The sequence below is a fragment of the Streptomyces sp. NPDC026522 genome (assembly GCF_055567555.1).
The window spans coordinates 596312-617530 of record NZ_JBVHQF010000002.1 but is presented as its reverse complement, the minus strand read 5'-3'; the positions used below and the strand labels follow the sequence as shown (position 1 = coordinate 617530).

At 74.2% G+C, this 21219-nt stretch carries 19 protein-coding genes; 4 read left to right on the top strand and 15 right to left on the bottom strand.

Annotation, left to right across the window (positions count from 1 at the left end; all coding sequences use genetic code 11):
- Nucleotides 1-55: 55 nt before the first annotated feature.
- From ACZ4M3_RS07450 to ACZ4M3_RS07425, 6 genes are all read right to left on the bottom strand, one after another.
- Nucleotides 56-1309: an aKG-HExxH-type peptide beta-hydroxylase gene (locus ACZ4M3_RS07450; protein WP_467730646.1), complete on the bottom strand. Its 1254-nt coding sequence runs from the start codon at nucleotides 1307-1309 to the stop codon at nucleotides 56-58.
- Complete coding sequence (locus ACZ4M3_RS07445) at nucleotides 1306-2700, bottom strand: FxsB family cyclophane-forming radical SAM/SPASM peptide maturase (RefSeq protein ID WP_467730645.1); 1395 nt, start codon at nucleotides 2698-2700, stop codon at nucleotides 1306-1308. The genes ACZ4M3_RS07450 and ACZ4M3_RS07445 overlap by 4 nt, the downstream gene beginning before the upstream one ends.
- Before the next feature lie 112 nt (nucleotides 2701-2812).
- Complete coding sequence (gene fxsA, locus ACZ4M3_RS07440; RefSeq protein WP_467730644.1) at nucleotides 2813-3007, bottom strand: FxSxx-COOH cyclophane-containing RiPP peptide; 195 nt, start codon at nucleotides 3005-3007, stop codon at nucleotides 2813-2815.
- 100 nt (nucleotides 3008-3107) lie between these two features.
- The gene (locus ACZ4M3_RS07435) at nucleotides 3108-6230 is read right to left on the bottom strand and encodes an SAV_2336 N-terminal domain-related protein (protein ID WP_467730643.1); all 3123 of its coding nucleotides are present in this window, start codon (nucleotides 6228-6230) and stop codon (nucleotides 3108-3110) included.
- Nucleotides 6231-6235: 5 nt separating this feature from the next.
- The gene (locus ACZ4M3_RS07430) at nucleotides 6236-7249 is read right to left on the bottom strand and encodes an AAA family ATPase (RefSeq protein WP_467730642.1); all 1014 of its coding nucleotides are present in this window, start codon (nucleotides 7247-7249) and stop codon (nucleotides 6236-6238) included.
- A gap of 46 nt (nucleotides 7250-7295) precedes the next feature.
- Nucleotides 7296-9395 carry a VMAP-C domain-containing protein gene (locus ACZ4M3_RS07425; protein WP_467730641.1) on the bottom strand — a complete coding sequence of 700 codons (2100 nt, stop codon included), beginning with the start codon at nucleotides 9393-9395 and terminating at the stop codon, nucleotides 7296-7298.
- A gap of 131 nt (nucleotides 9396-9526) precedes the next feature.
- Between ACZ4M3_RS07425 and ACZ4M3_RS07420 the strand changes: the two genes are divergently transcribed.
- Nucleotides 9527-9712 carry a DUF6104 family protein gene (locus tag ACZ4M3_RS07420; protein WP_361309586.1) on the top strand — a complete coding sequence of 62 codons (186 nt, stop codon included), beginning with the start codon at nucleotides 9527-9529 and terminating at the stop codon, nucleotides 9710-9712.
- A gap of 34 nt (nucleotides 9713-9746) precedes the next feature.
- On the opposite strand, the gene ACZ4M3_RS07415 is transcribed toward ACZ4M3_RS07420, so the two are convergent.
- From ACZ4M3_RS07415 to sodN, 4 genes are all read right to left on the bottom strand, one after another.
- Nucleotides 9747-10076 (bottom strand): hypothetical protein, encoded by a 330-nt coding sequence (locus tag ACZ4M3_RS07415; protein WP_467730640.1) that lies wholly within the window; start codon nucleotides 10074-10076, stop codon nucleotides 9747-9749.
- Nucleotides 10073-10582 (bottom strand): hypothetical protein, encoded by a 510-nt coding sequence (locus ACZ4M3_RS07410; protein WP_467730639.1) that lies wholly within the window; start codon nucleotides 10580-10582, stop codon nucleotides 10073-10075. The genes ACZ4M3_RS07415 and ACZ4M3_RS07410 overlap by 4 nt, the downstream gene beginning before the upstream one ends.
- A gap of 86 nt (nucleotides 10583-10668) precedes the next feature.
- Nucleotides 10669-11901: a helix-turn-helix domain-containing protein gene (locus tag ACZ4M3_RS07405; RefSeq protein WP_467730638.1), complete on the bottom strand. Its 1233-nt coding sequence runs from the start codon at nucleotides 11899-11901 to the stop codon at nucleotides 10669-10671.
- A gap of 240 nt (nucleotides 11902-12141) precedes the next feature.
- Entirely contained in the window at nucleotides 12142-12537 is a 396-nt protein-coding gene (gene sodN, locus ACZ4M3_RS07400) for a superoxide dismutase, Ni (RefSeq protein ID WP_136215065.1), read from the bottom strand.
- A gap of 171 nt (nucleotides 12538-12708) precedes the next feature.
- Between sodN and sodX the strand changes: the two genes are divergently transcribed.
- Complete coding sequence (gene sodX / locus ACZ4M3_RS07395) at nucleotides 12709-13128, top strand: nickel-type superoxide dismutase maturation protease (protein ID WP_467730637.1); 420 nt, start codon at nucleotides 12709-12711, stop codon at nucleotides 13126-13128.
- On the opposite strand, the gene ACZ4M3_RS07390 is transcribed toward sodX, so the two are convergent.
- The 4 genes from ACZ4M3_RS07390 to ACZ4M3_RS07375 all read right to left on the bottom strand — a co-directional run bounded on the left by ACZ4M3_RS07390 (nucleotide 13032) and on the right by ACZ4M3_RS07375 (nucleotide 16620).
- A complete protein-coding gene (locus ACZ4M3_RS07390) occupies nucleotides 13032-13661 on the bottom strand; it encodes a CGNR zinc finger domain-containing protein (protein ID WP_467730636.1) in 630 nt (209 codons plus the stop codon). The genes sodX and ACZ4M3_RS07390 overlap by 97 nt on opposite strands.
- 252 nt (nucleotides 13662-13913) lie before the next feature.
- Complete coding sequence (locus tag ACZ4M3_RS07385; RefSeq protein ID WP_136215062.1) at nucleotides 13914-14681, bottom strand: amino acid ABC transporter ATP-binding protein; 768 nt, start codon at nucleotides 14679-14681, stop codon at nucleotides 13914-13916.
- Nucleotides 14678-15628: an amino acid ABC transporter permease gene (locus tag ACZ4M3_RS07380; RefSeq protein WP_136215061.1), complete on the bottom strand. Its 951-nt coding sequence runs from the start codon at nucleotides 15626-15628 to the stop codon at nucleotides 14678-14680. The genes ACZ4M3_RS07385 and ACZ4M3_RS07380 overlap by 4 nt, the downstream gene beginning before the upstream one ends.
- A gap of 35 nt (nucleotides 15629-15663) precedes the next feature.
- Entirely contained in the window at nucleotides 15664-16620 is a 957-nt protein-coding gene (locus ACZ4M3_RS07375) for an ABC transporter substrate-binding protein (RefSeq protein WP_467730635.1), read from the bottom strand.
- Nucleotides 16621-17145: 525 nt separating this feature from the next.
- Here ACZ4M3_RS07375 and ACZ4M3_RS07370 point away from each other — a divergent pair.
- Together ACZ4M3_RS07370 and ACZ4M3_RS07365 are read left to right on the top strand one after the other, a co-directional pair.
- Nucleotides 17146-18348 (top strand): NAD(P)-dependent malic enzyme, encoded by a 1203-nt coding sequence (locus ACZ4M3_RS07370; protein WP_467730634.1) that lies wholly within the window; start codon nucleotides 17146-17148, stop codon nucleotides 18346-18348.
- Nucleotides 18349-18855: 507 nt separating this feature from the next.
- Complete coding sequence (locus tag ACZ4M3_RS07365) at nucleotides 18856-19818, top strand: zinc-binding dehydrogenase (RefSeq protein ID WP_467730633.1); 963 nt, start codon at nucleotides 18856-18858, stop codon at nucleotides 19816-19818.
- A gap of 489 nt (nucleotides 19819-20307) precedes the next feature.
- Here the strand turns inward: ACZ4M3_RS07365 and ACZ4M3_RS07360 are convergent, their stop codons facing one another.
- Nucleotides 20308-21219, bottom strand: coding sequence for a helix-turn-helix transcriptional regulator (locus tag ACZ4M3_RS07360; RefSeq protein ID WP_467730632.1), 912 nt, complete (start codon nucleotides 21217-21219; stop codon nucleotides 20308-20310).

The following is a 21219-nucleotide window of genomic DNA, read 5'->3' as shown; positions in this document are numbered from 1 at the left end:
ACCGGGCGGTGGACGGGATTGAAAGGTACCGCAACGGACGGTCCGTCAGGACCCCTCAGCAACCGGCGGACCCGGCGAGTTCGGGGTGCTTCTCGCACCAGGCGCGGCGGTCGCGTTCCAGGGCCCGGCGGGCGGTGGCGTGCTGGTCGCCGGGCGGCGGGAGTTCGTCCATGGCCCGCTCGGCGGCGGCCATCGCCTCGGCGAACTCCGCTCCGGCGGAGGTGAGTTGCGGGTGGGCGCGGATGGCGGGCAGGACGGCCGCCACCTGGGCGCGCAGCCGGGCGTGCCGGGCCCACGCGCCGCGCGCCCCGTAGAGGGCGGCGCGCTGCCAGTAGCCGGCGAGGGCCAGGTGGGCGTACGCGCCGTGCAGCAGCCCGTCGAGCGGCCGGGGGTCGCTGCGCCAGGGGGCCCAGTGGCGGGGCGTGCGGTCGGCGGTGTGCAGGGTCAGTACGTCGGCGAGGGCGGTGAGCTTGCCGTGCTGGACCTCGTGGACGAGGGTGGCGGCCAGGGCGGGCGGGGCCTGTGCCCGGGCGAGGACGGAGCCGGCAGCCGCGGGCAGGGTCGCGCCGCTGGAGCGGGAGCCGCCGGCCAGCGGGACGACCGTGCGCAGCAGGCGGCCGATCTCGTCCGCGCGGGCGGAGTCGTAGCGCCGCAGCAGGGTCAGGGCGCCGGACCACTGGGTGTCCCAGCGCTTGTGCCCCTTGGGGGTGAGCCGCCGGGCGGGGCGCACCTGGGCGGGCTCGTCGGCGGCGGGGGCCCGGTAGGGGTCGAGGTCGTCGAGGGCGGTACGGCCGCCGGGCAGGGCGTGCAGCGGCAGCCGGTCGGGGGCGGTGGCCCAGGTCCGCTCGGTGACGGTGAGGAGGCCGGGCCGGTCGGGCCGCAGCAGTCCGAGGGTGGGCAGGACCAGCCGGCCGCCCGCGGGGCGCAGGGTGACCTTGAAGGTGATCCCGGCGCGCAGCGCGGCGGCGGCGGCGAGCGCCCCGAGGTGCCCGAGGTCGGCGGGGGGCCCGTCCGGCGCGTGCAGCCGGCGCAGGGTCTCCTCGGCCCACACCCCGGTGGCGGGGTAGTGCAGGACGTCCCGCACCGCGCCGGGGTCGCGGCGTTCGGCTTCCTCCAGCAGCGCCCAGTGCTCGGCGGTCTCGGCGCCGGGGGCCCGGTCGAGCAGGGCGCGCAGCAGGAGCAGCCGTTTGGAGCGGCGTACGTCGCGTACGAGCCTGGTGCCTTCCGGGGAGGGTTCGGTGGAGGCGAGGGCGCGCAGGGTCGGGGAGCTGACGGCGAACGGGGCGGGGACCGGCGGGGCTTCGCTCATGAGGCGGCCGTCCCGGTGCTCGCGGCCGCGTGCAGGGCCCGCGCGATGTGCCGGATGAGGGCCTGGAGGTCGGCGCAGTACACGGAGGGCCGGCGGAACCCTTCGCCGGCGCGGTAGCGGTGCGGGTAGTGGCCGCCGCCGCAGACCGCGACGAGTTCGCAGGCGCGGCAGGCGGGGGCGAGTGCGTCCCGCCCGAGCTGGCGGGCGGCGAAGCCGGGGTGGTCCAGCAGCCGGTCGAAGCCGTCGGTGTCGATGTGGAGGCCGGTGGCGGCGGCGCCCTCGTAGGCGGATTTCAGCGAATCGGCCTGTTCGATGCTGCCGTCGGTCTCGACGACGGCGGTGGTGGCGGGAGCCAGTCCCAGGGTTTCGGTGGCGGTGGGCAGCCCGAGCAGCAGGGCGATGACCTCCTCGAAGATCCGTATCCGGGTGCGCCGCGCGCCGTCGTGCCACCAGCGTTCGAAGACGGCGAGCAGCCAGTCGGCGTACGGGGTCGGGTGCGCGCCGCCGTGGCCGGGCGGCGGGGCGCTCCAGTTGGCCAGGGGCAGCAGCAGGCCGATGGCGGGCGGGGCGAACCCGAGCAGCGACTCGTACACCTCGACGGGGTCCTGGGCGAGGTCGACGACGCAGAGCACGCCCGCGTAGCTCTCGGGGTTGCGGGCGAGCAGCCGCAACCCGCGCGCCGCGGCCCCGAAGCCGGGGCGCCCCGCGTGGTCGGCTCGGCGGGTGTTGTGCGCGGGCAGCCCGCCGTCGAGGCTGACGCCGACCCGGATCCCGGCGGCGGCCAGCGCGCCGAGCCGGCCCGGGGTGAGCAGGGTGGCGTTGGTCTGGACGGTCGCGGTGACCCGGGTGCCGGGGGCGACGGCGGCCCGTACCGCCTCGACGGGCGCGGCGAGCGCGGCGGGGCCGGTCAGCAGCGGCTCGCCGCCGTGCAGGACGAGGTCGACCCGGGTCAGCCGGTGGGCGGCGGCGTGTTCGGCGATCCGGCCGGCGGCCCGGCGGACGGTGGCGGCGGACATCACGGCGGGGCGCTCGCGCCAGGACTGGTCGGCCATTTCGTAGACGTAGCAGTAGGTGCAGGCCAGGTTGCACCGGCTGTGCGTCTTCAGTACGAACTGCCGGACGGGGGAGGCGCGGTGGCCGGCGGCGCGCAGCGCGGCCACGTCGAGCCGGGCGTAGGGCCAGGGTGCGTGCCGCAGGTGCGGATCGGCGGTGTCCGTTCCGGCCGGGGCCCGGTGCGCGGGCGCGTGGCCCGGGTGCGGATCGGCGGTGTCCGCTCCGGCCGGGGCCCGGTGCGCGGGCGCGTGGCTCGGGTGCGGATCGGCGGTGTCCGCTCCGGCCGGAGGCGGCCGGTGCGCGGGCAGCACGGCGTCGCTCGTGATCGCTCGGGTCATCGGCCTGTGCCTCCCTCCCCCGCCGCCTCCCCGGGAGGTAGCCCGGCGGACGGTCCATCCCTGCCCGGCGGACGAGCCGGACTAACGGCGGAAAATGGTCAACTCCGGTCGTTCACATCACCCCTGAGTCGAAGGCGTTGAGGATCTCCGCGGGGTGCGTGACCCGCTCGACCAGGCCTTCGATCACCTCGGCGAGTACCGGGTGCCCGATTCCGCGCAGCTCGGCCAGATCCAGTCCGGACAGGTCCGGCAACCGCCCGCCGCACTCCCGCCCGGCCTTCGGCACTTGCTGATCCCGAGTCACCATGTGTTGCCCGTCCCCCTCTTGCCCGAATGGTCAACTGCCCTTTCCCTTCCCGTGCCCGCCGGAAACGGCCGGTACGGGCGGGGGCGGTTGCGGCTGCCGGTCACGGGCCCGCCTCCAGTGCCCGGATCCGCTCCCCCACCGCGGCCGCGCGAGCCTGCGCGCCGCCCGCCCGCAGCCACAGTTCCAGCGCCGCCCGGTATGCCTCCAGCGCGCCCCTCGGCCGGTCCAGCCGCTCCAGTACCTCGCCGCGCAGCTCCTGCACCCGCGCGGCCAGTTCCACCGCCACCCGCTCCAGGTCCTCGCCCCCCGCGGCCAGGGCCGCGCGCCAGGCCCGGCGGTAGGAGTCGGCGGCCCGGTCGAGCCGGTCCGCGCCCCGCGTGTGGGCGTGGATCTCCTGCTGCACGTCCCCGTGCTCCCGCCAGGCCCGCGCCTGCTCCAGCGGGCTGCGGCTCTGCCGGGCGGCCAGCTCCAGCAGGTGTTCGGCCTCCCGCAGGTCCACCAGGTCCCCCTCGTAGGAGTGCCGCAGCCGCAGCCCCGCCGCCAGCCGCAGCAGCCGCCGGGCCGAGCGGGGGTCCGCCTGCGGGACCGCCGCCCGGCTCTCGCGCAGCACCCGTACGGCGGTGGACGCGTACCGCCGCCCGTCGGCGCCGGCGGCCGCCGCCCGGTCCAGGAGGACGTCGCCCCACTCGGGCAGCAGCTCCCCGTAGGCGTCGCCGTCCCGGGAGACCAGCCTGCGGGCCCGCTCGTACGCGGCGGCCGCGTCGTCCAGGGCCGCCGGGTCGGCGTCCCGCGCGTACCGCGCCCGGTGCACCCGGGCCAGGCAGACCAGCGCCGCCGGCCGCAGCTGCGGCTCCCCGGCGGCCCCCTCGGCCTCCTCCAGGGCTAGGGCCAGCTCTGCGGCCGCCTCCTCCAGCCGGGCGGGCAGGTACCGCAGCGCCGCGGCCCGCTCCACCCGGGCCCGGGCCCGCTCCTCCGCGCCCGCATCCGGGTCCGCGCCGAGCCGGTCGGCGGCCAGGGCGGCCAGGGCGGCGCGTTCCGCCGGGTCCGCGGTGTGGGGCAGCAGGGCGAGCAGGACCCGCCCGAGGACCGGGCCGACGACGGCGGGCTCGCCCTCCCCGGCGGCCTCCAGCGCGGCCCGCGCCTCCAGCAGCGGCCCGGGGTCGCCGCGCAGCTCGCCCAGCCGGACCAGGGCCCGGGTCCGCCGTACGACGCAGTCGAGCCGCAGCTCCCGGTCGAGGCCGGGCGCGGCGCCGACCGCCGCGAACTCCCGCTCGGCCGCCGCCAGCAGCTCCGCGTCCGGTACCTCCCCGGCCAGGGCCCGCTCGTACAGCACCCGGCCCCGGGCGGCCCGGGCCGGCGGGGTCCCCAGGCCCGCCACCGCCCGCTCCGCCTCCGTGAGCAGCTCCGGGTCCCGCTGGAGCGCCCACAACCGCAGCAGCGCGCCCGCGAGTTCGGTCTCGGCCTGCTCCGCCGGGTCGGCGGGGCCGGGCGGCGCCGTCACCGCCCGGCGCAGCAGGGCCACGGCCTCGTACAGGCCGCGCCGGCCGCCCTCGGCGATCCGCGCCCGGGCCGTGCGCACGGCCCACTCGCGGGCGGGCGCGGCGGGCGGCGGCTCGGTCTCCGGCCCGTCGGGCGGCGGCCCGGGCAGGTAGCGGCGTACGACCTTCGCCGAGACCTGGGCGAAGGCCTGCGGGAGCCGCCCGGCGGGCACCCGTTCGCCGTCGGGCTCCTGGGGTGCGCCGGTCAGCTGGGAGACGGCGAGCGCGGGGAAGTTCCGTACGCCCCGCCCGAAGTGGGCACGGACGTACTCGGAGCAGTGCTTGAGCACCAGCGCCGCCTCGTCCCGGCCGAGCGGGCCGAGCAGCACGTCCTGCACCCCGGGGGCGAACTCGTACCACCCGGCGTCCGGCGCGCGCCGCAGCAGCCCGCTGAGCAGCACCTCGGCGAGGTCCGAGGGCTCCGAGTCGGGCAGCATCGTGCGCTGGACGAGCCGCATCACGGGCAGCGTGAGGGGGGCCGCCGCGAGGTACAGGGCGAGCCGCACCGCGCCGGGCGCGGCCGAGGAGCGGAACCGGCGCACCAGCTCGCGCGGCGGCCGGGCGGCCCGGGGCGGCGGTTCGGGCCCGGCGGGGTGGCGGGCCAGGACCCGCCCGACCTCGGCCGGTACCGGGCCGGTTCCCAGTCCGGCGACGAGGCGGGCCCAGGCGCCGAGCGCGCCGGCGTTCGGCGGGAGCACGGGCACGGTCAGCCCCCCGGTGGGCCGCCCGCTGCGGGCCGGCCGGTCCGCGCGGAACTCCAGCTTGCGTGCGCCGCCTTCGGTGCGGGACAGCAGCCCCCGCTCGGTCGGCAGCCAGCTGCGGCTCCACAGCCGCTGCGGCAGCGGCTGCACCACCGCGCAGGGGGTGCACTCGGCCCACCGGTACAGCAGCCGCTGCGCCCGGCCCTCGCGCCACACGGGCCCGGCGCAGTCGGAGACCACCATGGTCAGCGCCCGGCCCGTGGGGTCGCGCAGCTGGTCACCGGAGCGGAGCGCGGCGGTGGGGCGCGGCCCCCGGCCGACGGCGGCGGTGCCGTCCGCCAGCCGGTGCAGGTAGTAGACCTGGACGTCGCGGAAGGCCCCGAGCCGCTCGCACACGGACCGCAGTTCCTCGAACATGTCGTGCCACACCGCCATCGACGGGGACGCGTCCATGACGAGCCGGACGGTCGCCTCGCGCCGGCTCTCGGGCCGGAACACCGGGATGACCAGGCCGAGCGCGCGGGCGCTGGCCTCGGCGGTGGCGCCCTCGTCGAGCACGGTCCGGGTGGGCGGTCCGGGCGGCCGGTGCCGCTGGAGGGCGCGCAGGGCCCGCTGGATCTCCAGGATCCGGGGCAGCGCCGCCGCGCCGGGCACCCGGACCGGGACCCCGTCGCCGGGCGGGAGGTCCGCGTCGGCGTCGGCCGGCCCGCCCGTCCTGGCGGCGTACAGCCGTACCGGCTCATCCGGTTCGGGTTCCTCCCGTACGGGCCCGTCCGCGCGCGGGGGCTGCGCGCCGCCGCCCGCCGGCCGCCCGGGCCCCGGCTCCGGCTCCCGGACCGGTCCGTCCCCGGCGCCCGGCGCCCCGGCCGGCGCGCCGGTCCGCCCGGCGAGCCACAGCGCGTCGGCGAGCTCCTCGGCGGACGGGTCGAGCCCCGCGCCCCGCAGCAGCGCGGCGAGGTCCCGGATCGGCTCGGCGGCGGGCACCGGGCTCACCTGGGCCGGTCGAGGCGCTGGATGAGCAGGTCGGCGAGGTCCTCCCGGGTGGGCGGGGCGGCGTAGTGGGTCAGGTAGATGGCGTTGAGCAGCTGGTCGGCGGCGACCAGTTCGGACTGCGAGCGGGTGAGGAACTCGCGGATCAGCTCGGCGCCCAGCTGGGCGGCCTCCTCCCCCAGGTGCGCCCGGACCATGGTGGCGAGCCGTTTCTCGCCGGGCTGGCCGAGCTTGAGCTGGATGCACCGCCTGAGCAGCGCGGCCGGGAAGTCCCGCTCGCCGTTGCTGGTCAGGATGATGAAGGGGAAGGCCCGGCAGCGGATCCGCCCGTCGCGGACGGTCACTTTGGTGCCGTCGTCGGTGAGGACCCGCACCTCGGGTTCGGAGTCCGCGACCCGTTCCAGCTCGGGGAGGGTGAACTCGCCCTCCTCCAGTACGTTGAGGAGGTCGTTGGGCAGGTCTATGTCGCTCTTGTCGAGTTCGTCGATGAGCAGCACCCGGGGGCGGGTGGTGGGCAGCAGCGCCGTTCCCAGCGGTCCCAGCCGGATGTACTTGCCGATCCCGGGCACCCCGGCGGCGGCGGTCCCGCCGCTCGCGGCGATCTGTACGTCCTGGAGCCGGGCGATGGCGTCGTAGCGGTAGAGCCCCTCCTGGAGCACGGTGCGCGATACGACGGGCCAGCGCAGGACGCGGCCGAGCTTCAGTTCGTGGGCGACGGCGTGCGCGAGGGTGGACTTGCCGGTCCCGGGGTAGCCGGTCACCAGCAGCGGCCGCCGCAGGTACAGCGCGGCATTGATGGCCTCCAGTTCCTCGGGCTCGGGGCGGTGCAGCTCGGCGGCCTGCCGGTGCGCCCCGAGGCGGCGGGCCACGTTCCCGTCGGCCGGGCCCGCGGCCGCCGGGCCGTCCTCGGCGGGGCCGCCGTCGAAGTCCCGCCAGGGCGGCGGGTCCGGCAGGGCGTCGATCCCGTCGTGGGGCTCGCCGACGCCCCGGTAGATGAGCCACTCCTCGGTCATGTGCGCGCCCCTCCCGTCGATCCGGCGGTGTCCGGCCGCCGGCCCCTCACAGGTCCCCCTGCAGCGGTTCGTCCTCCGGGAGCGGCCGCTGCGCGTCCTGCCACACCAGCGCCGTCCCCACCGCCCAGTACGCGTCCGGGTCGGCCCCGTACGCCCGCCCGCGCAGCGTCTGGAGCCGGGCCGGCAGTACCGCTCCCCTCCCGGCCTCGGCCAGTTCCTCGCGCAGGCCGCGGTGGAAGGGCTCGCAGGAGGCCCTGGGGTCGGCCGGGGGCCGCCGGCACACCACCACCCCGTACCCGGCGTCCCGGGCCTCGTGCAGGACGCCGCGCGTCGGGTCCGCGCCCGGGTCCCGGCACAGCACCGGCACCGTGTGGTCGACCTGACCGGCCAGCCAGTCGGGCGCGGGGCGCCACTTGCGCCCCCGCGAGCAGTCGGCGCGCCGGTCCAGCAGCGGGCCCGCTTGTACCCGCGCCCACCGCTCGGCGGCCTCCGCGGGCGGGTCGCCGCCCGGGTAGCGCAGGACGACGGGGCGCTGGACGCCCACCGGGACCCCGCCCGACACCGTCCACTCGTCCACCGGCAGCCCGAACAGCTCCTCGGCCACGACCACTTCCAGCAGGGCGGCCGCCTCGTGGGTGTCGCACCGCCGGAACCCTTCGGCGAGCGGCGCCCGGACCGCCTCGGGCAGGGCCGCCAGGGTGACCCGGTTGCCGGAGGCCACGGGCGTGGCGTCCCCCGGGCGGGCCGGGCCGGCCAGGACGGAGACCCGCCAGTCGTAGACGTCCTCCCATACGTGGGCCCAGGTCTCCAGCAGCACCGACGGTCCGGGGGCCGCCCCGGCGACGGGCCGGAAGGGGCCGTGCGCCAGCTGCCCGGCGAGGGCGCGCCGGCGCCGTTCGCGTTCGGCGAGGCCCCGCTCGTAGCGCTCGCCCAGATCGCGCCGCAGCGGCCGCCAGAGCCGGGCCGCGGTCACCCGCACCCAGTCCCACAGTTCCTCGTCCGCGCCGGGCGAGGGCGGCTCGCGGTGGTCGGCGACGCTGACGTCGGTGGCGTAGCGGAGCATCGCGGCGGCCTCGCCGCCCGCGGACGGCGGATCGTGCAGCAGGCCCAGCCCGTCGCGCCAGGTCAGCGGGGCCGGTAAGCCGGTGTCGGGCTCTTCCCCCCGGGCCGCTTCGGCGAGGGCCCGGACGGCTTCGGAGGAGCCGGGCGGCGGCAGTTCGGCGAGCAGCCCGCACAGGGTGGTGCGTTCGCCGGGGGTGAGCCGGGTCAGCCGGCTGAGCCGGGTGGGGCGCTCGGGTCCGCCGGCGGCGTCGTCGTCCTCCGAGGGCAGCTCGTCGTGCACGTCCGTCCAGGTCCGGCGGCTGTCGAGATCGCTGACGTGCTGGTCGTAGTGGTACAGGTCGTGGCCCTGCATCACCCGCCGGTACAGGCCGACCTGCCCGGTCGGGCCCGTGGGCAGGGTCCGCAGCTGCGCCACGGAGACGGCGATGCCGCCGCCGCCCGACTGCCGGCGGGCCTTGACGATCCCGATGACCTCGCCGCGGGCCAGGTCCACGAGCGGGCCGCCGGACATGCCGGGTTCGATCTCGTCGTCGTCGCCGAGGCGGATCGCCGCGCCGTTCGCGGCGGTGCCGCGCAGCCGGGTGGTCCGGCCGGTGATCTCCCGTACGCCGAGGTCCTCGCTGACGCCGAAGTACGCGGCCTCGTCGAGCCGGGGCCGGGCCCGGTCGGTCAGCCAGACGCAGGCGTGCGAGATGGGGGCGAGGACCCGGACCAGCGCGAGGTCGGGCAGGTCCCACAGGGCGCGCGGGGCGGGCCGGCGCTCTTCCAGCCGCTCGGGCAGGACGCACTCCACGCGCCCGGCGACCGTCCCGGTGGCGCCCGCCTCGGCGGGGGAGCCGGCGACGGAGAAGGTGATGCCGACCTCCCGGCCCACCAGACGCACCGCAGCACCCCCTTCACCGACCACGTGCGCGCACGTGAGGACCCAGCCGGGGGCGATGAAGAAACCGCTCCCCCACGTCGGACCGGTCCCGGGGGTTCCATACCCGTCCGCGGGCGCGTGGACGCGCACGGTGGCCGCCTTGACGAGGGGTTCCAGAAGCTCGAAGGCGCGCGCGGAGCCGCCCGTGCGCCCGTCCGGCATGCCCTGGCCCCCTCAGCTCTGGACGGTCCAGGCTAGTGCCAGGGACGGGGAGGACGGGAGGTGTCTGTGATACGCGGATTATCCTGGCGGGAAACATCCCCATCACACCACCACGTCACACGGAGCCGGACTTGTACTTCACCGATCGCGGCATCGAGGAGCTGGAGAAGCGGCGCGGCGAGGAGGAGGTCACCTTCGAGTGGCTCGCCGAGCAGCTGCGCACCTTCGTCGACCTGAACCCGGACTTCGAGGTCCCGGTGGAACGCCTGGCGACCTGGCTGGCGCGCCTGGACGACGCCGAGGACGACGACGAGTAGGAGACGGCCCGGCGCGCCCCGGGCCGACATGCGGTCAGCGGATGCCGACGATGTCGCCGAGGGCGGCGCGCGCAGCGATGAGCAGGGGCGCCGCCTCACGTACCCGGACGGCGACGAGCGCCTCCGCGTCCGGCCGGCCGTCGAAGAAGTTGCTGCGGAGCCAGCACAGCTCGGGGTCGTGGTGGACGGCCCAGGCGTAGCAGCAACGGCGGCAGTCGGCCACGGGGCCGCCGTACCTGACGGCGACGGGGGCGGGCTGTCCGCAGCCGGCGCAGCGCATGTGTGCCCGGGTGCACGCGCCGTCGGGATGTGCGTCGGACTGCGCGGCCGCCGGCGTCAACGGGTCCTCGGCGGCGGGCGTCACCGCGCCTCCTGGGCGCTGACGACCGCCGCTTCGGCCTCTGCGAGCCGCGCCGCGCCGACGCGTACGAGGAGCGCCACGGACGACGGATCGCAGTAGCCCGGCATCGGCCCGACGGCCGCCCAGTAGACCGGGTGCGCCGGGTCGAACGCGAACAGGTCGGGGGCCGGGATGCCGACGTGTGTCCCCCGGCCGAGCCACTCGACGCCCGGGGCGCAGGAGCGCCACTCGTGGACCGTGCCGGGCGGGACGAGCGCGTAGTGGTTCCGGCCGTGGCCGTCGTGGATGACGGGCCCGTCGAGGCGTTCCCCGATCGCGAAGTCGGTGTGGCTGTGGCCGAGGCCGACGGTTTCGACGGCGGCTCTGACGAGCGGTTCGGGGAGCCGGACGACGTCGAAGCGGCTCCCGACGGCCAGTACGGCCACCCCCCGCTCCCGCCACGCGCCGTACACCTCTCCGGGCCGCCCACCGCTCCCGGCCAGCCACTCCGCCATCGTGCGCACGCTCAAGGCGCCCTCCCTGCCTCGTCACCGGATGGTGAGACGACGGTAGGGGCGTCGGCGACCGGGAACCGCACAGATCGTGCGGTCGCCTTTCAGGCCGTCAGCAACCCGAGCCGCGCCGCGAGTTCGGAGGCCCGCCGCCGCCGCTGGGCGCCCTTGGCCTCCAGCTCCTCAAGGAGGATGCGGCGCGCGTGGCCGTTGTACTGGACGGTTTCGGGGGCCGCCTCGTTGGCCTGTGCCAGCGTCGCCAGGGCGACGTCGGGCTGGCCGTCCAGGTGATAGGCGCGGGCCTGCTCGATCCGGTGCCGGGCCCGGCGGGGCCGCGAGGGAATGGCCTCGGCCTCCGCACGAGCCGCCTGCCGTGTCGACTCCCGGCCCGCGTGCAGCTCCACCGCGACGGTGACCGCGTGCGCGCCCATGACCGCGCGGGAGAACGAGGTGACCGGGTGGAAGTACGAGCCGGGCAGCGTCTCGGCCAGGTGGCGCGCTTCGTCCCAGTACCGCCACGCCGTGCCGGTCTCGCCGCGTCGGGCTGCCGTGAGCCCGGCTTCGACCGTAAGCGCGCCGGCCACGGCACGCACGTCGACGTCGGCGTCCGGCAGGAGCGGCTCCAGGTACCGGAGGGTCTCCAGGGTGACGGCGTCCGCGGCGTCCAGGTGGGTGCTTTCGCGGTGGGCCTGGGTGGTCAACCAGGCGGCGAGGCCGATCGCGTGCGGGTCCTCGGAGTCCTGCGCGGCCATCATGCCGCGCTCGGCGACCCGCCAGACGAGCGGCGCGTCGGGCTGATAGGCGCAGAAGAACTGCGCGAGGAAGTAGACCTCCGCCAGGCGGGCCTGGGCAGCCTTGCGGTCCGCGACCGTCACGGACTGCCGTACGGCTGCCTGCGCGTCGTAGATCAGGTCGGGAAGGAGCGCGCCGATCACGTCTCGGTGGCGAGGCGCGGAGTGCCGGGCCGACCACGCTCGGGCCAGGCGGGCGGTGAGGTGCGCAGGACTCGGCGCTTCGCGGCTGGTGCCGAGCTGGAGTGCGTTGAGGGCTTCACGGACAGCGGCGAACCGGGGGTGGCCCGGGCCGGCGAACAGGTTGGCGCGCGTGGACTGGTCCCCCGTGAGGTCGGCCAGCTCCCGGATGCGGAGCACCTCGGCGAAGCGGAGGATCACCTCCAGCTTCGGCGTCTTCAAGCGGCCGGATTCAAGGGCCCTGACCCATGAGCCGGAACGCCCCACGAGGCCGCCGAGCTGGTCTTGGGTGAGGCCGCGCCTGGCACGGAGGATCTGGAGTCTCTGACCGAACACCAGCGGGTCCGGGGTAGCGTCCGTAGACATAGCAGCCTTGCCCCTCTCCGTGCAGCTCGTCACCGACAGGGTAGGGGCGGGGCCGGTTGCGTGTGATCCAAAATGCCCGAAATCGTTTCCCCACGCGGCAGCAGGCTCACGGTCCGGGCCCGTGCCCGACGGATCCGAACGGTCCCGGCAGAGCCCAACGGCCCGGCCGCTCGGAGCGGTCGGGCCGTTGGCAGCTGCGCTCTGGCCGGCAGCGCAGGGAGATCCCCCGGGCGCCCAGGATCAGGCGGCCTTGGTCTCCCAGAAGATGCGGTCGATCTCGGCGATGAGTTCGAGGGCCTTCTGGCCGGTCGCCGGGTCGTTCGACGCCTTGGCGGCCGAGAGGGCCTTCAGGGTGTCGTTGACCAGCGTGTGCAGCTGCGGGTACTTCTCGAAGTGCGGCGGCTTGAAGTAGTCGCTCCACAGCACCGAGACGTGGTGCTTGGCCAGCTCGGCGCGCTGCTCCTTGATGGTGATGGCGCGCGCGCGGAAGTCGGCGTCGTCGTTGGCCTGGTACTTCTCCTGAACGGCCTTGACGGACTCGGCCTCGATGCGGGCCTGGGCCGGGTCGTACACGCCGCACGGCAGGTCACAGTGGGCGGAGACCTTCGCCTTGGGGGCGAAGAGGCGGGAAAGCATGGAGTTTGTCCTCCTCGTGATCGTCTTCTCAAGGGCGAGATTACTCGCTTGGACAGCGGAATTCGCGGGCGGCCCCGTGGGCTTCGGACAAAAGTCCAGCCTCGCGGCGGCGGCGGTGAGCGAACGTACGGGGGCGTGCGGCAGCATGCGGGAGGGACGAGGAGGTCGTACATGGTGGAGAAGACGCGCCCGGGCACGCAGTTCGGGCTGGCCGAGGTGTCGGGGCCCTCGATGGTCCCGACCCTGCAGCACGGGGACCGGTTGCTGGTCCGCTACGGGGCGGCCGTGCGGCCGGGGGCCGTGGTGGTGCTGCGCCATCCCTTCCAGCAGGACCTGCTGGTGGTGAAGCGGGCCGTGGAGCGGCGGCCGGGCGGCTGGTGGGTGCTCGGCGACAACCCGTACAACACGACCGGCGACAGCACCGACTACGGGGCGGTGCCCGAGGAGCTGGTCCTGGCGACGGCCGTGCTGCGGCTGCGGCCGCTGCCCGCCGGTCAGCGCTCGCTGAGGGCGCGGCTGGCCTGGGCGGTTTCGGCGCTGCGCCCGCTGCGCGCGGACTCCTCCGCCTCCAGCCGCTTGCGGGCCCGGTAGGCCGCCACGTTCGCCCGGGTGGCGCAGCGGTCGGAGCAGTAGCGCCGGGACCGGTTGGTGGACGTGTCGAGGTAGGCGTTGCGGCACGGCGGCGCCTGGCACAGGCCGAGGCGGTCGGGGCCGTGCTCGGTGAGGTGGAAGGCCAGCCCGAACGAGGCGAGGGCGGCGTACCCGGCGGAGGCGTTCGAGGGGTGGTCGGCGAGGTGGATGTGCCAGTGCGGGCGGCCGTCCTCGCCGAGCGAGTCGTGGCCGGTCACCTGGGGGCTGACCGGGAACTCCATGAGCAGCGAGTTCAGCAGGTCGACGGCCAGTACGTGGTCGCCGCCGTCGGCGGCCTCGAAGACGGCGCGCAGCCGGCCGCGGACGTTGCGGAAGCGGGTGACGTCGGCGTCGGTGACCCGGCGTGCGGCCTGTACCCCGGGGCCGAAGAGCGCGCGTACGGCGTCCACGGAGGTGAGGGAGTCCTTGTTGCGGGCCGGCTCCTCGGTGTTGACCAGGCGCACGGCGTAGTCCGAGTAATGGGCCAGTTCCACTTGTAGTCCTAACGGCTGCGGATGGAGATCCCTGTAACGCCTGAGACAGCTACAAGGGTATTACGACGACAGGGGCTGGTGAGCGCGGCGAGGAACACCGGCCGGCTCGGTCTCGCGTGCGGTACGGGAAGTATTACGGACCGCGACCGCCGAGGGTTCCCGCTCTGCCGCCCGGCAACGCGAAAGGGGCGGTACGGGAATCCGTACCGCCCCTTTCGCAGCGCGCCCGGAGGCGGCTACGGCACTACAGCACTACAGCACCTTGGACAGGAACGCCTTCGTCCGGTCGTGCTGCGGGTTGCCCAGGACCTCGCGCGGGTGGCCGGACTCGACCACCACACCGCCGTCCATGAAGACGAGGTTGTCGCCGACCTCGCGGGCGAAGCCCATCTCGTGGGTCACCACGATCATGGTCATGCCCGACTCGGCCAGGTCCCGCATGACGTCCAGGACGTCGCCGACGAGCTCCGGGTCGAGCGCCGAGGTGGGCTCGTCGAAGAGCATCAGCTTGGGCTCCATGGCCAGCGCGCGGGCGATCGCCACGCGCTGCTGCTGGCCGCCGGAGAGCTGCGAGGGGTAGTTCCCGCCCTTGTCGCCGAGGCCGACGCGGTCGAGCAGCTTGACGGCGCGCTCGCGCGCCACCGCCTTGCTCTCGCCCTTGACCTGGACGGGGGCCTCCATGACGTTCTCGATGGCCGTCATGTGCGGGAACAGGTTGAAGCGCTGGAAGACCATGCCGATCTCGCGGCGCTGCGCCGCGACCTCGCTGTCCTTCAGCTCGTAGAGCTTGTCGCCCTTCTGGCGGTAGCCCACCAGCTGCCCGTCCACCGAGAGCCGCCCGGAGTTGATGCGCTCCAGGTGGTTGATGCACCGCAGGAAGGTCGACTTGCCGGAGCCGGACGGACCGACCAGGCAGAAGACCTCGCGCGGGGCGACTTCGAGGTCGATGCCCCGGAGGATGTGGGCGGCGCCGTACGACTTGTGGACGCCTTCTGCCTTGACCATCGGCTGGGCGGTCATCGCGCGACCTCCGTACGGCGGAACATGTTGAGGTTGGCACGCAGGCGCTGGAACGGCGTCGGCGGCAGGCTCCGCGTGGAACCTCGGGCGAAGCGGCGCTCCAGGTAGTACTGGCCGACGCTGAACACACTGGTCAGGGCCAGGTACCAGATGGATGCCACGAACAGCATCTCCATGATGGCACCGGCGGTGTTGCCGATGTTCGACGAGGCCCGTAGGAGTTCCGTGTACTGCACGGCCGAAACCAGTGAGGAGGTTTTCAGCATGTTGATGAACTCGTTGCCGGTCGGCGGGATGATCACCCGCATCGCCTGCGGCAGCACGATCCGGCGCATGGTCTTCGTCTGGGGCATGCCGAGCGCGTGCGCGGCCTCGGTCTGTCCCTCGTCGACGGACTGGATGCCGGCCCGGACGATCTCCGCCATGTAGGCGCCCTCGTTCAGGCCCAGCCCCAGCAGGGCGACCATGAACGGGGTCATGACGGCGACGGTGTAGTTCTTGTAGATCGGCCCGAGGTTGATGTACTCGAAGATCAGCGACAGGTTGAACCACACCAGCAGCTGGACGTACACCGGGGTACCGCGGAAGAACCAGATGTAGAGCCAGGAGACGGCGCTGGTCACCGGGTTGTTCGAGAGGCGCATCACCGCGAAGACGATGCCGAGCACGAGGCCCAGCGCCATGGCGGCGACGCTGATGAGCACCGTGTTCCACAGGCCGCTCAGGACGGCCGGGTCGAACAGCTTGTCGCCGACCGTCGCCCAGATGACGTTGCCCTGGGAGAAGGCGTAGACGAGCCAGGCCAGGAGCGCGACGACGATGACGCCGCTGATCCAGCGGCCGTAGTGGCGTACCGGGATTGCCTTGATCGCCTCGTACGGGGTTCCCGAGGCGCCGGGTCCGGCCGGCGGGGTTGCGGCCGGACCCTTGTCGATCTTGTCAGTCACAATGACTGCCCTTCAGTGGAGCGTGGAGCGCGGAATTACTGACCGGCGTTGACCGTGGCGGACTTGACGGCACTGTCCTGCACGTTCCACTTCTCCAGGGCCTTGGCGTAGGAGCCGTCCTTGATGGCGGCGTCCAGCGCCTGCTTGAGGGCGTCGCGCAGCTGCGTGTTGTCCTTGCTGACGCCGATGCCGAAGAGGCCGACGCCCGTCTGCTGGCCGGCGATCTCGAAGTCGTTGCCGCCGCCGGAGGTCTTCACGGTGTACGCGGCGACCGGGTAGTCGTTCAGGTCGGCGACGGCGCCGCCGGCCTTGACGCGGGTCTGCGCCTCGGCGTCGGTGTCGAAGGCCTGGATGGTGAGCTTCTTGTCACCGCACTTCTCGGCCTGCTTCTTGAACTCGTCCTCGTACGTCGTTCCGCGCTGGACGGCGACGGTCTTGCCGCACAGGTCGTCCAGGCTCTTGACGCCCTCGGGGTTGCCCTTCTTGACCAGGAGCGAGAGACCGGAGGAGAAGTAGTCGACGAAGTCGATGCCCTTTCCGATCTTCTGACCCTTGTCGTCCAGGCCCTCCTGGCGCTGCTTGTTGTCCGTGATGGAGGACATGATCGCGTCCTCGCGGCCGGTGTAGATCGAGGTGATCAGGCCGTCGAAGGTGCCCGCGGTGAACTGGACCTTCACCCCGAGCTGCTTGGCGAGCGCGTCCGCGATGTCGGGGTCGACGCCGACGATCTTGCCGTTCTCGACGAATTCCATCGGGGCGTACGCCGAGTCGGTGCCGATCTTGATGACACCGGCGTCCTGGATCTTCTTCGGCAGGGCCGAGAAGAGCGGGGCGCTGCTGGACTTGGTCCCCGTGGAGGCGCTGTCACCGGAGCCGCTCTTGGTCTGGTCGCCACAGCCGGTGAGGATCAGGGCGCCGGCGACCGCGATCGCGCCGACCGCGGCGATCCGGGACCGTGCGGCGGTCGTACGACGGGTGGTGCTTGCGGTCATGAGCTGGTTCCTCCGGCAGTGGGGAAAAAAGCATCCGAGAACGGTCGGGCACGCACCATCGAGTGCAGCGACCTGTGTGATTACGGCATCTTGCCATTCGGACTGCGACATTCAGGGTGGTCGTCAGGTCAAAATCGGATAACGGGCCACCCGGGGTTCCCAACAGGACTGCGGCCAAGGGGCGACGCGGCCGCACTATGCACTGCCACCAGGCACTTTCGCCGCAGTTTTTACTGTTGGTCTCGCCTATCGGACAGCAACGTCCGGACTTTTCGGCAAAACCGGGGCAAGAAGCCTGCGAACGTGAGGCAATCGACTCGTCCGGGCGGCCGTTTTTCAGGTAGAACAGATCCTTACACCCCTCATCCGGGGCTCAGGGCGCGTGTGCGGCGCGCCCGCGCGTACGAAACCTCCCCTCCGCGGAGGCGGGCCGAACCCGTCGATGCGGAGACGGACGCGGTGCCCGCCCACCCCTTAACCAGGAGTGGCCACCCTCAACGATCAAAGACTTAAGGGGTCAAACAAGTGGCAGCGGAGATCGTCAATCCTCGCAGCGACAGCGTGACGGACAACAACCCCGACGCGGTGTTCGCACTGCACCGGGGCGGCAAGATGGCCGTGCAGGCCACCGTGCCGGTCCGCGACAAGGACGACCTGTCCCTCGCGTACACGCCTGGCGTGGCGAAGGTCTGCAGCGCCATCGCGGAGAATCCGGAACTCGTCAACGAGTACACGTGGAAGTCCAACGTGGTCGCCGTCGTCACCGACGGCACGGCCGTGCTCGGCCTCGGGGACATCGGTCCCGAGGCCTCCCTCCCGGTGATGGAGGGCAAGGCCATCCTGTTCAAGCAGTTCGGTGGAGTGGACGCGGTCCCGATCGCGCTCGCCACCAAAGACACGGACGAGATCATCGATACGGTCATCCGTCTCGCGCCGTCCTTCGGCGGGGTGAACCTGGAGGACATCTCCGCCCCCCGCTGCTTCGAGATCGAGCGCCGGCTCCAGGAAGCCCTGGACATCCCGATCTTCCACGACGACCAGCACGGCACGGCCATCGTGACGCTGGCCGCCCTGCGCAACGCGGCGAAGCTCACCGGCCGCACCCTCGGCGACCTGCGCGCCGTGATCTCGGGCGCGGGCGCCGCGGGCATCGCCATCGCCAAGATCCTGGTGGACGCGGGCATCGGCGACGTGTGCGTCACCGACCGCAAGGGCGTCGTCTCGGCGGACCGCACCGACCTGACGGACGTCAAGGCCGAGATCGCGGGCCTGACGAACAAGACCGGCCAGACCGGCCCCCTGGAAGCGGCCCTGGCCGGTGCGGACGTCTTCATCGGCGTCTCCGGCGGCACGGTCCCCGAGGAGGCGGTGGCGACCATGGCGAAGGACTGCTTCGTGTTCGCCATGGCCAACCCGAACCCGGAGGTCCACCCGGACGTCGCGCACAAGTACGCGGCGGTCGTGGCCACCGGCCGGTCGGACTTCCCGAACCAGATCAACAACGTCCTGGCGTTCCCGGGCATCTTCGCGGGCGCCCTCAAGGTGCGTGCGACCCGGATCACCGAAGGCATGAAGATCGCCGCCGCCGACGCCATCGCGGGCGTCGTGGGTGACGAGCTCGCCGCCGACTACGTGATCCCGTCGCCGTTCGACGAGCGCGTCGCCGAGGCCGTCGCGGCCGCGGTCGCCGCCGCGGCGAAGACGGACGGCGTGGCCCGCCTGGCCTGACCGCCGCTTCGGCCACACGTGTGACGTACGGGCAGGGGCCCGGCCGGATGATCCATCCGGCCGGGCCCTTCCGTTTGCCGCGCGCAGGAGGGACGGCGGGCCGCGGACGCACCCTCCTGGCCCCCGAACCGGGAGGGGTCGCCGCGCCTGTCGTGGGGTCCGGGCGCACGGGAAAGCGACGCACCGGCCACACGAAGAGAAGCCGCGGCGCAGATGACAGGCTCATGGCGAGCGCGCCGCATGGCGAGAATGTTACCCCCGATCGCGACCACTCCTGACATTCCGCTTTCCCCTCATGGACAGTCAAACCGACTGGTACGGGTGGCAGTTGAGGAGCGAACCACTCCTTCCGCACTGCTGCGACGGGTGGCCCGTTCCAGACGCCGAAACTCCCCCGTCCGGTTCCCGGATCTGGCGGTGACGTCCTGCGGCCACTGCGACGAAGACCTCACCCGCCGGCTCCGGCCAGGGGTGGCCTCGCGCGCTACCGGGCGGTAGCGTCGCGGCATGTTCGCTGCCTATGCCGCCCGAATCGACCGCGACCAGCCGCTGAACGGCCTTGAACTGGGCGAGCGCCCGGCTCCCGGGGGCCGCCCCGGCTGGGTGACCGTCAACGTCAAGGCCGCCTCCCTGAACCACCACGACCTGTGGTCGCTGCGCGGGGTGGGCCTGGGCGAGGACAAACTCCCGATGATCCTCGGCTGTGACGCCGCCGGCGTCGACCAGGACGGCAACGAGGTCGTCCTGCACTCCGTGATCGGCCAGAGCGGCCACGGGGTCGGCCCGGACGAGCCGCGGTCGATCCTGACCGAGCGCTACCAGGGGACCTTCGCCGAGCAGGTGACCGTCCCCGCGTGGAACGTGCTGCGCAAGCCCGCCGAGCTGTCCTTCGAGGAGGCCGCCTGCCTGCCGACGGCGTGGCTGACGGCCTACCGGATGCTGTTCACCAACGCCGGGGTGCGGCCGGGGGACTCGGTCCTCGTCCAGGGCGCGGGCGGCGGCGTCGCCACCGCCGCGATCGTCCTCGGCAAGGCGGCCGGCCTGCGGGTCTTCGCCACCAGCCGGGACGAGGCCAAGCGCAAGCGAGCGGTGGAGCTGGGCGCGGCCGAGGCGTACGAGCCGGGGGCGCGGCTGCCGCAGCGGGTGGACGCCGTCATCGAGACGGTGGGCGCGGCCACGTGGTCGCACTCGGTGAAGTCCCTGCGCCCGGGCGGCACGCTGGTCATCTCGGGCGCGACGAGCGGCGACCGGCCGGCGCACGCGGAGCTGACGCGGATCTTCTTCCTGGAGCTGAAGGTGGTCGGCTCCACGATGGGCTCGAAGGACGAGCTGGAGGACCTGCTGGCGTTCTGCGCGGCCACCGGCGTCCGCCCGGTGATCGACGAGGTCCTCCCGCTGGACCGCGCCCGCGAAGGCTTCGAAAAACTCGCCTCGGGCGACCTCTTCGGCAAGATCGTCCTCACGGTCTAGAACCCAGCCCGGGGCTTCGCCCCGCTCCCCCAGCCCCCCGCCGGCCTTGAGGCGGGAGCCTGGGGCGCAGCCCCGCCTCTCAGCCCCGCCGACCGTGAAGCGGAGGCCAGGGCGCAGCCCGCCGTTCAGGCCAGCCGGCGTTCGAGGCGCCAGGCCTGGGGCGGAGCCCCGCCTCTCAGCCCCGGGCCTGGGGCGCAGCCCCGCCTTTCAGCCCCGCCGGCCTTGAGGCGGGAGCCTGGGGCGGGGCCCCGCCTCTCAGCCCCGCCGACCGTGAAGCGGGAGCCTGGGGCGGAGCCCCGCCTCTCAGCCCCGCCGACCGTGAAGCGGAGGCCAGGGCGCAGCCCCGCCTTTCAGCCCCGCCGGCGTTTGAGGCGCGGGGTCTGGGGCGGAGCCCCAGGAAGCCCCGAGCGCAGCGAGGGGGCACACCCACCGGGCCGACGCCCGCCCTCGCAGGCTGGCGGCCCCGGCCGGACGGCGACCCCGCCGGGGTCACGCCCGCTCCGGGCGGAGCGCCGCCGTCAGGCGGGTGGCCGCCGCGGCCAGGTGCGCCCGCGCCTCGGCCAGCTGCGCCGGCGACACCCCGTGGTCCCGCGCCGCGTCCCGGACGTCATCGCGGAAGCGGTCCAGCAGCCGGTCCAGGTCCCGCACCGGATCGGCCGACGGCGTCAGGTCCTCGGCCCAGGCCGCCCCCGCCCCCGCCGCCGGCGCACCCGCCTGCGTACCCGTACTCGTACCGTCACCGCCGCCACCCCCGTGGCCCAGCCACGCCCCGGCCAGGCTGCCCAGCACCCCGCCCGACTTCGCGAACTGCTCCTGCAGCTGGCTCGCGATGCGCTGGACCTCCTCGCGCGCCCGCTCCTGCGCCTCCTTGGCCTGGCGCCGGGCCTGCTGCGCCTCCTCGCGCGCCCGGCGGCTCTCGTCCTTCGCCCGCCGCGCCTGCTCCTTCCACTCCGCCTTGGCCTTGCGGAGCTCCTCCTTCGCCGCCTTCCAGCCCTCGTCCTCGACCTGGGTGGCCGACGCCGAGGCGGCCGCGGCCCGCATCTCGCGCCGCAGGTCCCCCGCGGCGCCCCGGACGTCGTCACGGATCTCGGCGGCCAGTTCGGACACCGAGTCGCGGATCTCCAGCTCCAGGTCGGCGAGCTCACCGCCCCGGTCGGCCAGTTCGGCGCGGCCCGCCTCGGTGATCGAGTACACCTTGCGCCCGCCCTCGGTGGCGTGGGTGACGAGCCCCTCCGCCTCCAGCTTGGCCAGCCGCGGGTACACCGTGCCCGCGGAGGGGGCGTACAGCCCCTGGAACCGCTCCTCCAGCAGGCGGATCACCTCGTAGCCGTGGCGCGGGGCCTCGTCCAGCAGCTTGAGGAGGTAGAGGCGGAGGCGTCCGTGGGCGAAGACGGGCGGCAT

What these genes read in the sequence shown, in the direction of transcription:
- sodN (WP_136215065.1), bottom strand. Translation starts at nt 12,537, where the DNA reads ATGCTTTCCCGCCTCTTCGCCCCCAAGGCGAAGGTCTCCGCCCACTGT.
- ACZ4M3_RS07425 (WP_467730641.1), bottom strand. Translation starts at nt 9,395, where the DNA reads ATGCCGGACGGGCGCACGGGCGGCTCCGCGCGCGCCTTCGAGCTTCTG.
- fxsA (WP_467730644.1), bottom strand. Translation starts at nt 3,007, where the DNA reads ATGGTGACTCGGGATCAGCAAGTGCCGAAGGCCGGGCGGGAGTGCGGC.
- ACZ4M3_RS07385 (WP_136215062.1), bottom strand. Translation starts at nt 14,681, where the DNA reads ATGACCGCCCAGCCGATGGTCAAGGCAGAAGGCGTCCACAAGTCGTAC.
- ACZ4M3_RS07450 (WP_467730646.1), bottom strand. Translation starts at nt 1,309, where the DNA reads ATGAGCGAAGCCCCGCCGGTCCCCGCCCCGTTCGCCGTCAGCTCCCCG.
- sodX (WP_467730637.1), top strand. Translation starts at nt 12,709, where the DNA reads ATGGTGGAGAAGACGCGCCCGGGCACGCAGTTCGGGCTGGCCGAGGTG.
- ACZ4M3_RS07430 (WP_467730642.1), bottom strand. Translation starts at nt 7,249, where the DNA reads ATGACCGAGGAGTGGCTCATCTACCGGGGCGTCGGCGAGCCCCACGAC.
- ACZ4M3_RS07445 (WP_467730645.1), bottom strand. Translation starts at nt 2,700, where the DNA reads ATGACCCGAGCGATCACGAGCGACGCCGTGCTGCCCGCGCACCGGCCG.
- ACZ4M3_RS07360 (WP_467730632.1), bottom strand. Translation starts at nt 21,219, where the DNA reads ATGCCGCCCGTCTTCGCCCACGGACGCCTCCGCCTCTACCTCCTCAAG.
- ACZ4M3_RS07405 (WP_467730638.1), bottom strand. Translation starts at nt 11,901, where the DNA reads ATGTCTACGGACGCTACCCCGGACCCGCTGGTGTTCGGTCAGAGACTC.
- ACZ4M3_RS07365 (WP_467730633.1), top strand. Translation starts at nt 18,856, where the DNA reads ATGTTCGCTGCCTATGCCGCCCGAATCGACCGCGACCAGCCGCTGAAC.
- ACZ4M3_RS07375 (WP_467730635.1), bottom strand. Translation starts at nt 16,620, where the DNA reads ATGACCGCAAGCACCACCCGTCGTACGACCGCCGCACGGTCCCGGATC.